Here is a 16,679-nt window from a genome sequence, read left to right on the forward strand (position 1 = left end):
GCTGCGAAAAAGGCGCAGCCCTACCCGTTTTTGATTCTCGAACTATGGCTGATGGCCTTCAGGATGAATTGCTTTTCCCAAGCGGCCAATCTCTTCCAGCTGCCTGCCTTTATTTTCATTCTCGCCCACTCCTTCATATAGAATGTATTGTTTCTTTATGGTGTAAGAAGGATGAAGGAACCAGAGATTCATCTCTTCCTGTGTTAGATGTTTACCGTCTTTTTAGCCGGAATAAACAAAAAAGAGTTCCTCAAAAACAGAGGGAATCGGACAAGGTAAGCCTTATATGGACAAGGGATGGGTGCTCTCTGGAGAAGAAGATAGCGAATTTGGATAGACCAATGGAGAATTTGCCGAAATAATTTTGAGTAAAAGTATGAGTAAAGGTGGCAGTGGAGATGTTTAAATGGAAAATAAAAAGACCAAGGCTTTTGTCTCCAAAAACCTGGCCTCTTATTGTATGCGCGGAAAAGTAAGTTTGAAGGTGGCCCCGGTATGAGGGCCATCACTTTTAACATCAATTCTGCCTTTATGATCCTGGATGATTTTATAGGTCACCATCAGTCCCAAGCCATTTCCGGTTGATTTTGTCGTGAAAAAGGGTTCCCCTAGCTTCCTCAATTGTTCTTCCGTCATGCCGACCCCTGTATCTTTTATGGTTACCGATACTTCCGATGGCTGGATGTTCATCGATATATACACGAAACCGCCTGATGGGATTGCCTCAATAGCATTTTTCATTATATTGAGAAACACTTGCTTTAACTGATTTTTCTCCCCGGAAATGATCACTGGTTCGTCAGGGAAATCAGTAATGAGAAGGACATTTCGCAGCAGTGCTTCCGGCTCAATGAATTTTGCAATGTTTTTCAGGATTTCGGTCAGATTGCACTGAGTAAAATCAGTCACATGAGGCCTTGCAAAAATCATGAAATCACTAACAATCGAGTTGATCCTGTCGATTTCATCCAAGATTGTCTTAGTAAAGACCGTCTCCTTTGTTGTTTCTGTTAACAATTGGACAAAGCCTTTAATGGTCGTTAATGGATTGCGGATTTCGTGGGCAAAGCCAGCTGCGAGTTCGCCTACCATCGACAGCTTTTCTGCTTTTAGAAGCGTTTCCTCGGTACGTTTCTTCTCTGTTATATCGTATTGGATGGAGATGTGCTTATATTTCCTGCCTGCTTTATCAATGAAGGGAATGATTGTGGTATCTGTCCAATAGGTTGTTCCGTCTTTCGCTTTGTTCAAGATCTCTCCGTTCCAGACCTTTCCCGCACTTAAATCATTCCAGACGTCGTCGAAATAGCCTTTAGGGTGATAGCCGGAATTAAGAATATAGGGGGTTTTCCCAATTAATTCGTCCTTGGAAAATTTAGATACCTCACAAAATTTTTCGTTAACGTAAATGTATGCATCATTTTCATCCATGACAGCGAAAATTGTTGCTTCGTTTAGAGCCTTCTTAAGTTCAGCTAACTCTTTCAGAGTCATCCGCAGGTCCTCTGTTGACTCATCAAGGGCGTATTTTGTCGCGAAGAGGATATCGTTGTAATGGTTTATGACAGAGCTTAGTACTGCATTTAGAAGTGGATCCAGGAGTTTAATTGATTCGATAAAATATTCCCCTGTAAGCTTGTTTTCCTTTATTTCCGTTTCCATTAAGGTAATAATGGCAGACCGGGTTTTGTAAACAAGGCCGATACAAGTATCTAGGGATCCCGCAATACCGACAGATCGTTGGCCAAGGAGATTTGCGAATGAAAGTAAATCATTTTTAATGGAAGGATTATGTGTTGAGAGATACTCGCCAAGAAGATAGAAAAGGTATTTTTGCATATAGTGGGAATCGTCCAGGTGGTGGTACAGGACATTGTATTTGCTGCCGGTACCTGGCGTATCCAAATACTCAGCGAGCTCACCGCTGAGTTGTTTAATTTTACAGCCTAAATCATACATTTGACTGTTCATGATACTCCTCCGGCTAAAATTATTCTACTTATCTATTCATTTAAGGATAACAGAAGTAGTTTGCAACGAATAGCTAAATAGTTACAATTTTCTAATTTAACTATAATGATACTCTGCATGGTTTGTAAATATTTGTATATCGATTTTCGCCATAAATTTAGTTTTTAGCTGCGCGGCTAAAATAAACACTATACGACATCCTTGGAGGGCTCTGCCGCTGCTTGATTCTTCTTACATTGAATCTTCTAATTTCATGCCTGCCGTTTTGTCGTTTTCCCTCACAATAATGAAAAATTTATAAAAAATAGGTCTTTTTCCCTGGGGTAGAGGACAAAAGACTCTAGCACGTTAACAAAGTAATAACTAGAATGTGAGAGTCTTTCAAAAATCTTACATTTGGAGGTATCAGCTTGAAAAAGAAATTACTGTCGATTCTTATGTTTGCTGCTCTACTGACCGGAGCAGTGTTTTTTATAGAGCCAGCTGAAAGCCATGCTGCAACTGCGACGATTAAACTAGGGGAAACAAAAGCCGCTGTAACAACAAAACTTGGAAAAGAAAAAAGGGTTTCAGCAAATGAATATAAATTGAATTGGTACACCTACCATAATTCATACAAAGACTACTACATGGTTAGTTACTTGAACGATAAGGTAACAGGAATTTACACAATGGACACAGATTATGCGATCTTCGGCATCCGTGTAGGATCGACCCTTACCCAAGTGAAAAAAGCACTCGGTACGCCAATTAAAGGCATACTTAAAGGAAGCACAAACTATCTAGTCACTAATGACTCCAAAATGCAGACCTTCTATAAAAACGGTGCATACATCACCATATTCTTTGACTCCTATAACGATGGAAAAGTTACAGGCATTCAAGTGTTATCAAGTACGATGGAAAAGAGGAAGGCGGCCAGATATGGCGTTTCGTCTACTTCATTGCGCTCCGGTTTTGAGCTGCAGCTATTCGACCTTGTAAATGCCGACCGTGTAAAAAGCGGCCTTAAAGTTCTTTTCTGGAGTGAAAAGGCAAGAAACTCGTCAAGGCTGCATAGCCAGGATATGGTTACTAACAAGTTCTTTAGCCACACCAATCTTAAAGGAAAAACCCCTTTTGATAGAATGAAGGCGGCAGGCATCAGCTATTGGGCTGCGGGCGAGAACATTGCCTATGGGCAATCCAGCAGTATTTTTGCTCATGAATCATTAATGAATTCGATTGGGCACCGAAATAATATCTTGAATAAGAACTACACGCATCTTGGAACTGGTGTTGCGTTTAAGTCGGGGAGTTACACCCCGTATTATACTCAAAATTTTTATAAGGTGAGATAAATAGGTTAGCGGGCCTTCGCGATGAAAGCCTGCTATTTTACTGCAAATTTTGTAGAAAAATGTAGAAATTTGAAGATTAATATTAGTAGGATAATTTCATTATTTTACCAAAAGTTTATTTTAAAATAAAAATACAACATTTATAATAATGTAGAATGTAAATTTATTGTAAATAAACTACGACTTTTGATGGATTCCACGTTCTTTAAAATAATCATAAGTGCTTATAGCATTTTGTGGAGGATGCAAAATGAAAACTGTAACAACTGAGAAAAGGAATACCAGAGATTATATAGACCTTCTTATGAAAGAGAAGGATAGACAAGATGACAAGAATTGGTACAGTGTTGAGCATAATGTACTAGACTTAAGATTTAATGGCCCTACCCTAACCCTTGAGGGCTATTGTTATATTAATGATATCCCTATATTAAAATGTTTCGACGTAAAAAAGAGGCTTGTTTTATTTGATAGTAAACAAAAAAAGTATTGGAAGTTCATTTTGGAAGATATCACAGTTGATAATTTTTTATCTTTAGAAGAGGCAATCGACCCCCAGTACAGGTGGGCAGGATATAAGGGCACGATTGATCTTTCGAATGTTGAGAATAATATGCCTTTGAAGGAAGGCAATTATGTAGCCCTGCTGGAAATTGTCATTTTTCAAAAGAACGATAAATTAGTTAAAAGAGTGCCCCTTGGTGATATCCGCAGGTACTTAAAAGATGGCTTCTATACTTCGAAAATGGAACACTACTCTGCCAATTCGCAGCTGCTCTATAATGTAATGGCAAGATATGATTTGAATACGAAAAGTTTGCAAATCGAATCACATAAAGTTAAATCGATTAATCCTAGTGAGCTTTATGGAGATATTAAAAATAAAACCGAAAAGCCGAATGCCTTTTATAGGCTTATGCGAACAAAAGGATTCATGTTTTTTTATTACCTCTTCCACTTATTTCCCGTGAATAAGAGGAAAGTTTTATTTGCTTCAGACAGCAGGGACGAAGTAGGAGGCAACCTTAAGTTTGTTTACGATGAAATGAAAAAACAAAACCTAGACTATGAATATAGATTCATGTTCAAAGAAAATAGCTTTGTAAAGAAGTCGATTTTAGAGATTATTAGGCTTGCATATGACGCTGCTACATCAAAAGCAACTTTATTAGAAGAAAACTATCCGATGTTTTCTCAGTTGAGAATTAGGAAAAATACGGATCTGATTCAGCTTTGGCACGGCGCCGGTGCATTTAAAAAATTCGGATACAGCCGAATGGGACAGCCAGGCGGTCCCAAAATCACGTCCAAGGATCACAGGAATTATACGAAAGCGATAGTTAGTTCGAAAAATATCACTCCTCAATATGCAGAAGGATTTGATATAGATGAAGAAAAAATTATCCCTTTGGGAATACCGAGAACGGATATTTTTTTTGACGAGGAATACAAGGAATCAAAAAGGAAAGAGCTTTATGAAGCCTACCCATTTCTAAAGGGCAAGAAGGTTATTTTGTTCGCTCCTACGTTCAGGGGCAAGGGAAGAAAAGAGGCCCATTATCCTTTTGAAAATCTTGATTTTGAAAAACTTTATAAAAACCTTAAGGATGAATATGTTTTTCTTTTCAAGCTTCATTTCATTGTCCTTAATAAGGTAACGATTCCTTACAAATATGCTGACTTCTTCTATGATTTTACGAGCTACAGGGAAGTTAATGATTTGTTGCTGATTACGGATTTACTTATTACCGACTATTCATCCATCTGTTTTGAATTTTCACTGCTCGACAAACCCATTCTTTTCTATGCGTATGATGTTGAGAACTATATCAGCAAGCGTGGTTTTTATTTTGAATATCAAAGCTTCATCCCGGGCAGCCTTGTAAAAAATACTGACCAGATGGTTGCGAAAATTATTAAGAATGATTTTCAAAAAGAGAAAATTAAGCCATTCCGTGATTATTTCTTTGATTACCAGGATGGCAAGGCTAGTGAAAGAGTCGTGAATCATTTAATTAAAGGAATGGAATAGAATTGTCCAAATAAACACTTGCAGATTTATGTAAGTGTTTATTTTTGCAAAGAAATTGAGGTGTAGAGAATTGTTTTCCGTTTTGAATTATAGATTTGAAGAAAATAGGATTTCATTGAGCTTTAAAAGTGAAATAGAGTTTGAAAACTTGAAACTTGAATTAAGGTTCAAGGATATGGAAAGGTTCATCGGAGCCCAAGCATATGAATACTATTATTCGCTTGAGTTGAAAAGCGAAGGGCTTGTCCATATTGCAGACATACCTTTACTAGAAATAGTGAGGAAAAGGGGAGAGACTTTTGTAGGAGACCAGTTGGTGTGGCTGTATGTTCTTGCAGAGGAGAAGTCTGTGCCGCTTAAGGCAGATAAGGATTATGTCTCTAGTGGCAGTCAAATAGTTACACTTTCTCAGAATCTTTCTTTTACAACATTAATCAATAAAAAAAATGAGTTTCAGTTTAAGATTTTAATGGGAAAGTTTGCAAATACAATAGGTTTTTCTACACAAAATAATGAAACAACGTTTGAAATCCAGTCAAGCCTTTCTGAAATCAATGTGCATCTCAGGAAAAGAGTATTTAAAGATGCGGGGATTCATTCACTTAATATACCACTTTCCCATAAAGAAAATGGTTTCGTTCTGAGGAAGGACATATTGGGTATTTTAATGCTGGAAGACGAAATCACTATTTTTGATTTTATTGTTGAAGGTGAGTCAGACGGAATTAGGTTTTCTAACTTTGGGAAAGTAGATATTCCTGATAAACTGCCAATTCCGATTGATTTTGGTAATAAAAATTACACCGGTGAATTGTATAAAACAAATAAAGGGAACATGGCATTAAAAATAAGTCGGAAATACCCGGCAAATAAAATAGACCATATAGTAGAAGCTCAACCAGGCATTTATGAAATCATCCTTTCTATACAAATGGAAGGACAGGCTATTGTGTGCAGATATAATAAGTTGAATTTCCTTTCGCCAATGGACAATTATATACAGTTTAAATCCATTCCAACCTTGCAGGATGGGAGGGAGAAAACGTATTTCGAGCTCAATATGGATGAACTTTTCGGTGAAATTGAAGCGAACTATGAACAGCGTTACCGGATTATTTTACAGTCTAAAGATGGCATTCAGTATAAGCTTGGATTAAAAGAACCATTATATACCTGCTTTCCTACTTCTAAAAATAATATTTATCTGGAAGGAGAAAAGGTATTCAATATTTTTGTTCGTGCGAAACAGGAAAATGGCGTAAAGATCGGAGTGCTTGGCTCCTGTTTTTCACGAAGCCAGTTTAACAGCCAGGACAAATTCTATAAAAATAACGATTACAAACTTGCATTCAATGTCTGTTTCAGCCAATTTTGGCCTTCAATTATCAGCCTGGTAAGTAAACCCATAAAGTATGACGAATCTGAATTTGCTAACATAGCCCCTAAAAAAATGGGCGAAATCAAGCGCGAGATGGATAAGACGATATTTAGTGACATAAAAGATGCAAATGTGGATTATTTAATCATCGACTTTTATGTCGATGTTATTCATGGAGTTAGGAAATTTGAGGATGGAACCTACCTTGGTGTCAATCCATACATTAGGTCTACAGAATATTATAAAAACAAGGTACTTAAAACTTCCAGGCAAATGGATTATCGTGATCCTGATTACTTTTGTGTATGGAAAAGGGCGTGTGATGAATTTTTGGAGAGGGTTCAAGAGTTCTTGCCGGAAAAGCGATTAGTATTAAATACTGGCGGACTAATTGACAGGTACTATGATAAGGATCGAAATGTAAAGAATTTTATCGAAGAGAAGATTATTTCAAGAAAAAGCTTTATCAATTACAACAGCCTTTGGGAAAAAATGAACCAATACTTTTTAACAAAGGCTCCAAATGCAAAGCTGTTGGATATGCAAAGATATGGCTATATAGGTGACATTAAACACCCAAGTCCATTCGGACCCCATCATTATGAGTCCGCCTATTATCGAGGTATGACCGGAGAATTGGCTAGAATTATTGTGTTTGACCAAAATAGGTAGAATAAAGAATAAGTACCTTAAACAAGAGGCTGTCCCAACATATTTTTGGGACAGCCTCTATAATTTTGCTCTATACCATTAGTAAAATCGCTTAAAACTCTCAAAATGTTTTTTGTAATAAGAATTGTCCAGACTTGTAATCGTTACGCCGTTATTGCCTGCATGAATGAACTGATTATCCCCAATATATATGCCCATATGAGAGATGCCCTTTTTATATGTATTCTCAAAGAATACTAGATCACCGGCTTCAGGCTTGTCCACATAATAGGAGCGGTCGTAATAGCCTTGTGATGAATGCCTGAGCATGTCTTTGCCAGATTTATTGAACACATAGTAAATAAAGCCGCTGCAATCAAAGCCTTCCGGGGTTGTTCCTCCCCAGACGTATGGAGTGCCGATCAATTCCTTGGCTGTTTCAATGATCAATTGAGATTCACCAGTGGCAGGTTCGGATTGTGCAGGCTTTACAGGCTGTACAGCCTTTTTCGTTGGGACTTTTAATACCTGGCCGACCCGGATCAAATCGGAAGTTAATTTATTCAGTGTTTTGATTTCTGCAACTGTCGTACCATATTTAATGCTGATGGCACCAAGCGTATCACCGCTTTTTACCGTGTAAAATATAGTTTCGGAAGCTGGTACTTGCGGTTCAGGCTTGGCTGGTGCTGCTGGGGTCGGTTTAGGCTTTGCAGGTGTTGGTTCCGGAGCAACAGCTGGCTTTTCCGTCACTGGAGCTGATACAATCAGCTTTTGCCCGATATAAATGATGTCGGATTTAAGGCTGTTCCATTTCTTCAGGTTTGCTACAGTCGTCTTCTTGTTGCTGGCAATTTTGCTTAGCGAGTCTCCTTTAACGACCGTATATGTTGCGGGAGTCTTGATTGCTGCTGGTGCTGGTTTCTTAACCGCAGGGGCTACTGCCGATTTTTTTGAAGCAACCGGGATAACCAGCTTTTGATTAATAAAGATAAGATCGGATTTTAAGCCATTTTCCGTCTTAATCTGACTTACATTTAATTTGTATGTAAGGGCAATTTTTGATAGGGTATCTCCCTTTTTTACAGTGTACTTAATGCTTGAGGCAGAGGCTTCGGCGGAATAGGCAGCGGATAGGATGGCAACAGTGGCAAATGCAACGACAGCTTTCCCTTTCATCGGGATTGGACCACCTCACTAGTAATTTTTTAATAAGAATATTTTACCATGGCGCTGGAACAATTAGTATATCAATCTGAAAAACTTTGGGAAATTTGTAGAAAAGACTCAAAATTTAAGAAAAATGTTGGAGTTTAGAAGTTAAAATGGGGAAAATGAACCAAATGAAACATTCCACAAAATGGGTATAGCTGATAGAATAAAAGGCATCAGCAAGTTTACTGCTAGATTATACCCAGGAGGCGCCATATGCAGGGCTATTTAAAAAAATTCAGTGTCGTGGTTCTTTCATGTATGCTAGTTTTTCCAGGAGCAGCCATTGGCTCAGAGCTTAACCAAAATAATGAGGGAATCCAAGCGGAAGAGGTTACTGTTCCGGAGAAGTATCTTGTGATAAGCAATGAATCTATCAATCCGAATATAAGCCAGCCTTCTGGGACTACTGCCTTCGAAAAACAACTGGTTGCGTTAAGGAAAAATGTAAATGGGAAGCCATTTAAGTTCAATCCTACAAAACCCTTTGATGCTGAAAAGTATAAGGATAAAAAAGTAGAAGAGAACAAGCTCCCGAACTATTCAATACGTGCGTATCAAACTGGTGACCTTAAGTATTTCTGGACATATAATTTTGTTGAGGAGACTGACGTTAGAATCCCGGCGCGCCTTGCATATAGTGGCTCAAAAGCAAATGTATGGGTCAATAACCGGCAAATTTCCAATCAAGATGCTGCCAAGCTTGGTGCCGAGTTCGATACAACCATGTACGAGATGGTAACGGCCAATTTTGCGAAAGAGTCGGATGTAAACGGTGATGGGAAAATCAATATCCTTGTCTATGATATCCAGGATGGCTTTGATGGCAATGGCGGTTATATTGGCGGCTATTTTTATGGCGGAGACCTGTTTGAGGGAGATGCTTACAATAGGTCGAATAAGTCCGAGATTTTCTATGTTGATACATACCCTTCCATGGGTATGGGTACTGATAAGGACGTAACAGTTGCCTATACGACACTTGTGCACGAATTTCAGCATATGGTCAATTTCAATAGGACAGTCTTTATTGAAGGAAAATTCTTACCAATGGATACATGGCTGGATGAAAGCCTTGCAATGGCGGCAGAACAAGTATATTCAGGCCGCGCCCTGGATTACAGGATTGATTATTATAACAACTCCGAGGCTATACCAAACGGTCATTCCCTGCTTTATTGGGATGACTATGGCGATGTACTTGCGAATTATTCGTTATCCTATCTGTTTGGACAATATCTCATGCTCCAGGCTGGGATCGGAAACGGTGTATATAAGGAAATCATCTCAAACAAATACGATGATTATCGGGCCGTAGAGGCTATTGTGAAAAAGTATATTGACCCGGGAATGTCATTCGGGAAATTCATGACCAGTTTTCGGACAGCATTGCTGTTAAAAAGGGATAAAGGTCTGTATGGCTTTAAGGGCATTGAGGCTTATGATGCGCTAAACCCAGGCATGGGGAGGGATGGCAGCCGCCTTAAGGGTGGAGGGGCCATCTATAAACCCCTGTTAAGTGATCAGCCTTTTTCCATTCCTGTTGATAAAGGTGCAAATGTAAGCTATACCATCGTTGATAAGGCTGAGTCTTCTGATACGACAGCACCCGAAGTTCCGTTTATTAAACCGGTGGATGATAATGATGGGACAGTGTCCGGTAGTGCAGAACCTGCAAGCACCATTACAGTAAAATCAGGAAAAGTTGTCTTGGGAAAAGGAACGGCAGCAACTACAGGTCTTTATAGTGTTAAAATTCCTGTTCAAAAAGCCGGGACGGTTCTAACTGTCACCGCTTCAGATGCGGCATACAATGAAAGCGGGATTGCTTCAGTGACAGTTACTGATAAGACTGCTCCTGCCAAGCCTGTTCTGAACCAGGTTAAGGATTATGATAAAAAAGTAACCGGTAAGGCAGAAGCGGGGTCAACAATAAAGGTAAAGCTAGGATCAACCCAGTTGGGACACGCTGTTGCCAATGGAAATGGGAGCTTTATCGTCTCATTAACAAAGGCACATAAGGCAGGAACTATCCTGACTGTTTCCGCAACTGACAAAGTGGGGAATATGAGTGCCATTACGAAAACTACAGTAGTGGATAAAACCCCACCAGGAGTCCCAACTGTGAGCACAGTTGCAAACAACCATAAGACAGTGACTGGAAAAGCAGAACCGAAATCGACCGTAAGGGTTAAACGAGGTACCACCCAGCTCGGCTATGCTGTAACAGATGCCTATGGGAAGTTTAAAATATCCCTGCCTGGCTACCAAAAGGCAGGAACTGTTATGACAGTGACAGCAACTGACAAAGCAGGGAACAGAAGCAAAGCCACTTCCAAAACAGTTATTGATAAGACGGCTCCAAGTGTGCCCGTCATTTATAAGGTTACCAACCGCTCGACTGTTGTTACAGGAAAAGCCGAAGCTTATTCCCATGTTACAGTGAAACGGGGTTCAACTGTTCTTGGCTCTGGCTATGCGTCCAGTACGGGCAAGTACTCTATTAAAATTGCTAAACAGCGCTCTGGGACGGTCCTGTATGTCTATGCGAAAGATAAGGCGGGCAATGTAAGTAAACCTGGAAGTGTGAAAGTGGCCAGCTATTAATCTATGAGAAAAACGGACCGGATTCGGTCCGTTTTTTGCGTAAAGTAGGCGGGGGGAATGTTAATCTTACAAAAACTGTTGGTATTTGTAAGATTACGGCAGATTTTTTCCCAACTTAAAAAAGTTGTCATATATGGAAGTTTTAATGGAAAAGGAACACTTTTTGATAAATACAAAGGGGTTTTTATGATAATTTTCCCAACTTAACCACAAAATTTTCCATCTTTTCTTTATAAAGTTAGTATTGTGAATAATCTTCCAACCTACTATACTAGAGTTGTATTACAAATATATTACAAGCAAGGGAGTTAGCACATGAAGAAGATTGGGGTATTTTTACTAGCTTTATTCCTAGTTGTTGGCCTATTCCCACAAGGGTCCAAAGCGGAAGCTGCGGGCATTTCTGAAGTGGAATTGGAACAGTATTTGGCGGAAATCAGCGTTACAAGGGGAATTGAATTTACTAAGGAAGACCTGGAAGCCTACCTCGAGGAATTTTGGTTCAGCACACTTGACGAATGGGAAACTGTTACTGATTTAAAAGCCGATCTTGGAGAAATCATTAAGGCTGACCTAAGCAATCTAACATCAATTTATGAAGAATATGAATTGGACCAAGCGGGCCTTGAAGCGTTGCTTGATGAAAACGGCGAGTCGATTGATGACTATATCTTTATCGATGATTTATATAGCACAGTCGATTTCTATGTGAATTATGAAGAAGGAGATTTCCCTTCCGAGGAAGAACTAGAAGCAGAGTATAAAGCAATGCTTGCAGAGTTTGATTTGACTCAGGAAGAAATCGACAAACTTGTTGAACATTTATCTTCTTTAGAAGAAAAGTTTAGCAGTGAGGAAACACTTGCCAGGCTGGAGGCTCTCTCTGAGCGAATGATGGCATTCGAAGATGTTGATTTTACTACAATTACTGAACTGACTGCAGAACAATTTGCGGAAATGCTAGATATCTACGCTGAACTGCTTGACCTTTTTGAACTGCAGGCTGAATATACCTTGATTACTAATGGAGAAGAAACACCGCTTTCATTGGAAGACCTTTTTAGCATGGATGAGCTTGTAAATGCAAAGCTGAAAATCTCTCTTTACAATTTAGCTGGGGAACTTCTTGCAGATATGATTATCACTGGTGAAGACGTGGATTCAGGAACAATTATTGACACCGGGAAAGATCTCGAGAAAGTCGTTGAGGAAGTAAAGAGTCCTTCCAAGCCTGCAAAACCTTCAACTGTCAAAGGCGGAAAGCTTCCTAATACAGCGTCTGATTATGGACAAAATGCACTGTTTGGCCTTGTTATACTGCTTGGCGGCGTTGCATTGTTCCGCAAGGTAAGGACTAGATAGGAATGGAAATGCGCAAGGAGCGGAAGAAAAGAGGAGTCCATCGGAAACGGTGGATTCTTCTTTCACTGGCTATGGTTGTCATCGTATCAGGTGCTTGGTTTTCAACTACAAACGTATATAAGCTTGCCAAGGGGTATTTTTTGTTTAAAGCTGCTGCCGATGAAAAACCTGTGGTGCAGGTAGAAACGGTTCAGCCGAAACCAAAAGAGCCGAAAGAGCAGCCTCTGTACTCAAGGCGGCCTGAAATTGGGGAAAATATGGGGAGCCTTTATATTCCTAAGCTCGATGCAACTCTGCCTATTTTTCACGGAACGGACGAGGATGAGCTTGAAAAAGGCGTCGGCCATTTTGCGGGCAGTGTCCTTCCGGGTGAAAAGGATAACTCCGTTCTCTCGGGGCATAGGGATACAGTGTTCCGAAAACTAGGCGAGGTAGGCGTAGGTGACCAGCTTGTTGTTACGACAGAAGCTGGAACATTTACGTATAAGGTGAAAAAGGTACGGATTGTCGATGCCGATGACCGGACTGTTATTGTTCCAAAGCCAAGGGCAATGCTAACAGTAACCACCTGCTATCCATTTAATTTTATAGGTGATGCACCTGATAGGTATATTCTTCAGGCTTACCTTATTAATGAAGATTTGAATCAGAAATGGGTTCGTAAATAATAGAAAAAGGACATCCGCCATTAAGGTGGCAGATGTCCTTTTTTAGTTTGAATTCTTACGGAGTTTCTGTTTCCTCATCTGAGTTTATTTGTTCAGCAGAGGCTTCAGTTTCGGCAATCCATGCGATAATTGCATCCTTTTTTGATTTCAGAAGTGCCTCGGTTGCCGGGAAGCTGTAAAACTTGCCAGGATTTTCTGCATTCCGCGCCTTCTTGTATTCGGCTGCTTCAATCTCCAACTGGTCAAGCTGGGCCAGCTTTTCTTTTACGACAGGGAGATTTTCTGGTTGAAGCAACTGTTCAATTTCACTGGTTAAACCATAACGTTTGATTTCATACATTGTATTGTCTTTCGTAATCGTTGTAGGAACAATGTATTTTGTATTCGCAAGGGAGCGTACGGATGCCCATGCCATTTTAGTGACGGCTCTGGATGTTGCTGCTGTTGAATCAATCAGTTTTTTATGCATTGCGGCGATTCCAGTATCCAAAGCACCGGCTGTCAGCTTATCATTTAGAGCTTTTTTCTGTGCCAACAGTGCGTCGCCTGCTTTAACACCAGCGATAAAATTGCCGGAGTTGGTTATATGCGCGTTGATTTCCTTTTGGTAGGTTGCAAGCTTTGTCCGGTAGCTGGATGGAAGCTTTGCTGCCTGTGAAGTGAGTGATTTATTCCGTGAACTCAGTGAATTATATAAATCAGTGTGGGCCTTAGTGATCTTCAAATCGGCAACATTTTTCACTTCTGAGTAATAGTATGGCCTTAGCTGCCTCGAGTCAATTGTGAGCTGTACAAATTTGGGCTTCAACTGGGCAAAAAGCCTGTCATTGTATAATTTAGCGCTTTCCTGGGCCACATAAAGCCCAACTGCCTGGTTTTCTCTCCACGCACCGGCAAATTCACTTAATGGAGGATTGGTTTCGTAGACTGGCTTTGAAATTTCCGGAGTAAAGCCAGGCCTCTTTTTAAAACTAGTAAACCAATCGGTGAAACCACCGCCTGACGGAATTCCTTGAGGGTAGATGAGTCTGTAGCCAGTCAGGGAACCGATTTTTTTCGCGTAAGCATGGTCTCTCGTATATTGGCTGCCAGTCTGGCTGTACTTCCAATATAGAATTTTTCCGCTGCTATGGTAGGAGACGGCCATTTCAGGATTGATTCCATTAACGAATTTTATGACTGCCTTTGTCTCAGCTGCACTTTGTGGGGCGTATCCTTTGAAATCTTTATATCTTGGAGCAGTGGGGCCTTTTAACGCCTTCCAGCCGGCGTTGTACTGTCTGTTTAGGTCCACACCTTTTGCATTTGCCTTCCACCGTTTGAAGTTTGTGCTTCCTTCATTCATTTTCTTCAATGACGCGTGCATGCTTTGAGGAAATGCTTTTAATCCTTCCTGCTGAAGCTTTACACCATCCGGGTTAATCATCGGTACAAACCATATTGTTGTTTGATTAAGAATAGTTCTGGCGTTATAGCCGCCAATGGAGGTATTTTTTGTGTATGCCTCTGCATAGTGGTTAATCATATACATATTCAATGTCGTCGTCATCCACTCGCGGGCATGATGGGAGCCGTTAACAAACACATTGGCACTGCCTTTGCCGAGGCCAATGGCATACAAGTTCCGACCGTATTCGGATTTGCCGATGACTTTTACTTGAACAAGTCCAGGGTAAGCCGATTTCAGCTTATACATATCGGTGATCATATCCCCGAAGGAATAAACCTGATTTGGGTTGACGATGATACCTGCAGCCCTGCCGCTTTCAGGGAACATAAACCCCGAAAACATAAAGATAGCCGCAATAATAAAAAGTTTTACCTTGCGCAACTAGTTTCCCCCTCATGTAATTAGTAGCTATGTATCTATCAATTAATTATAGCAACTTTACTAGCGTAAAAAATGGTAAATAAGTTGCGAAAAATGGGAGAAGATTAATTTCTTAAATTCTCATAAATTGTTCTTCCTATCATTTGGATATTACTGTAAAATTTATCTAAACAAAGTAGTTTCATATAGAAGGATGGGGAAAATGAGAATAGTAAAATGCCTGGTGGTTATGCTCCTGGTGGTATCAATCCTGTTGCCCGGTCACGCATCGGCTGCGGGCTATCTGACAGCAAGGCAAAACTTCTTGGACAAACTGACTCCTGAACTAAATCGTTACATTAAATCAGCTGGAGGCATCATTTCACTTCAATATCAGGATTTGGTAACAGGTGATTACTATGTATTAAGGAATACTACAGCTGGAAAGGCCGCAAGTACGATTAAGCTTCCGCTTGCCATCTATGTAATGGAGCTTGCTTCCAAAGGGAAGTTGAATTTGGACCAAAAGCTCACGTATAAAAGTCATCACTACAATGGAGGCAGCGGAGTCATCCAGTATGACAAGGTTGGGACAAAGTACACAGTCAGGGACCTTGTGAAGAAGTCGATGGTGCATAGTGATAATATAGCTTTCGTCATGCTTCGCGAGCGTGTTGGAAAGAATAATTTTATAGCTTATATGAAAAGCCTCGGTGCTCAGTATGCGTACCCGAATGGACAAAATATAACATCGCCAAGGGACCTTATTATATACGCGAAAAAATTATACTCTTTTTCAAAAACAAGCCCTCTTGGAAAAGAGCTTGATGGTTACTTAAGGAAAACTGTATATAACTCGACCATTCCAAAAGGAATACCAGGTGTTCCGATTGCCCACAAAGTCGGGATGATTCCCAATTCGCTTATATACAACGATGTAGCAGTTGTTTATGATAAAACGCCATATGTATTGGCAATTATGACAAAGAATATTTCCTATGAAAAATCTCAAAAAGTAATAGCAGGAATTGCATCTATCATTCATAAGCATCATAAAGCCAAAGAGGCTGCCGGTTATATGAGGACAAAAGTAGCTGTGACGGTATACCTCAAGACATCTAAGGATAAAGCAATTGGCACTCTACAGAAGGGAGCAAATTTTAAAGTAAAGGCAATTCAGGGAGAATGGTATGTAATTTCCTATGGCAAAGGAACAGGCTATATTGAAAGGCGGCTTGCAACTGCCGCGGTGTCTCCGGGAATATCATCGATTTATTTCACCTCCAAGCCCCCGGGAGGAACAGTTATTAAGATTTCCCAAAATGCGACTGTCCTGAATCGCACAGGATCCGGGGCTCCACTCGGAATTATGAACATGGGACAAGAAGTCTTTACCTCGGGAATTAAATCAGGCTATTACATTATTGATCTAGGTGGAAGGGTTGGCTACATTCAAGAGGAACTTGCAGTCGAGGTTCAGCAATAGTCGATCATCTAATAGGAATTAGAGGAAGCTATCAAAAAGGGTGGCTTCCTCTTTTATTTGATTTATTACATAAATTTGGCAATCGAGGGAGCGGCTTTTTAGGTCTTTTTCCCCTCTTATTACTTCCACTTTTGGTTTATAGTGGTTATGTTCTTACAAAAA

The 16,679-nt window shown here is 40.0% G+C and carries 10 protein-coding genes; 7 read left to right on the forward strand and 3 right to left on the reverse strand.

Going from position 1 to position 16,679, the window contains the following annotated elements:
- Window positions 1-453: 453 nt before the first annotated feature.
- Window positions 454-1,971: an ATP-binding protein gene (locus AM500_RS02250; RefSeq protein WP_053597744.1), complete on the reverse strand. Its 1,518-nt coding sequence runs from the start codon at window positions 1,969-1,971 to the stop codon at window positions 454-456.
- A 410-nt stretch (window positions 1,972-2,381) separates the two neighbouring features.
- Between AM500_RS02250 and AM500_RS02255 the strand changes: the two genes are divergently transcribed.
- From AM500_RS02255 to AM500_RS02265, 3 genes are all read left to right on the forward strand, one after another.
- Entirely contained in the window at window positions 2,382-3,311 is a 930-nt protein-coding gene (locus AM500_RS02255) for a CAP domain-containing protein (protein WP_053597745.1), read from the forward strand.
- Window positions 3,312-3,561: 250 nt separating this feature from the next.
- Window positions 3,562-5,343 (forward strand): CDP-glycerol glycerophosphotransferase family protein, encoded by a 1,782-nt coding sequence (locus tag AM500_RS02260; RefSeq protein ID WP_053597746.1) that lies wholly within the window; start codon window positions 3,562-3,564, stop codon window positions 5,341-5,343.
- A 148-nt stretch (window positions 5,344-5,491) separates the two neighbouring features.
- On the forward strand, window positions 5,492-7,393 hold the full coding sequence (locus AM500_RS02265; RefSeq protein ID WP_197282653.1) for a DUF6270 domain-containing protein: 1,902 nt from the start codon (window positions 5,492-5,494) through the stop codon (window positions 7,391-7,393).
- Window positions 7,394-7,471: 78 nt separating this feature from the next.
- On the opposite strand, the gene AM500_RS02270 is transcribed toward AM500_RS02265, so the two are convergent.
- Window positions 7,472-8,551 (reverse strand): C40 family peptidase, encoded by a 1,080-nt coding sequence (locus AM500_RS02270; RefSeq protein ID WP_053597748.1) that lies wholly within the window; start codon window positions 8,549-8,551, stop codon window positions 7,472-7,474.
- A gap of 249 nt (window positions 8,552-8,800) precedes the next feature.
- Here AM500_RS02270 and AM500_RS02275 point away from each other — a divergent pair, with 249 nt between their 5' ends.
- The 3 genes from AM500_RS02275 (at window position 8,801) to AM500_RS02285 (ending at window position 13,221) form a co-directional block, all read left to right on the forward strand.
- Window positions 8,801-11,191 (forward strand): Ig-like domain-containing protein, encoded by a 2,391-nt coding sequence (locus tag AM500_RS02275; RefSeq protein ID WP_053597749.1) that lies wholly within the window; start codon window positions 8,801-8,803, stop codon window positions 11,189-11,191.
- A gap of 315 nt (window positions 11,192-11,506) precedes the next feature.
- On the forward strand, window positions 11,507-12,553 hold the full coding sequence (locus tag AM500_RS02280) for a processed acidic surface protein (protein ID WP_053597750.1): 1,047 nt from the start codon (window positions 11,507-11,509) through the stop codon (window positions 12,551-12,553).
- 2 nt (window positions 12,554-12,555) lie between these two features.
- Window positions 12,556-13,221 (forward strand): class D sortase, encoded by a 666-nt coding sequence (locus AM500_RS02285; RefSeq protein ID WP_053597751.1) that lies wholly within the window; start codon window positions 12,556-12,558, stop codon window positions 13,219-13,221.
- 55 nt (window positions 13,222-13,276) lie between these two features.
- Here the strand turns inward: AM500_RS02285 and AM500_RS24785 are convergent, their stop codons facing one another.
- Window positions 13,277-15,052: a M14 family zinc carboxypeptidase gene (locus tag AM500_RS24785; RefSeq protein WP_197282654.1), complete on the reverse strand. Its 1,776-nt coding sequence runs from the start codon at window positions 15,050-15,052 to the stop codon at window positions 13,277-13,279.
- Between the two features lie 202 nt (window positions 15,053-15,254).
- On the opposite strand from AM500_RS24785, the gene AM500_RS02295 reads away from it, so the two are divergent.
- Complete coding sequence (locus AM500_RS02295) at window positions 15,255-16,517, forward strand: serine hydrolase (protein WP_053597752.1); 1,263 nt, start codon at window positions 15,255-15,257, stop codon at window positions 16,515-16,517.
- Window positions 16,518-16,679 lie beyond the last annotated feature (162 nt).

It is taken from the genome of Bacillus sp. FJAT-18017, from assembly GCF_001278805.1.
Lineage (GTDB): Bacteria > Bacillota > Bacilli > Bacillales > Cytobacillaceae > Bacillus_D.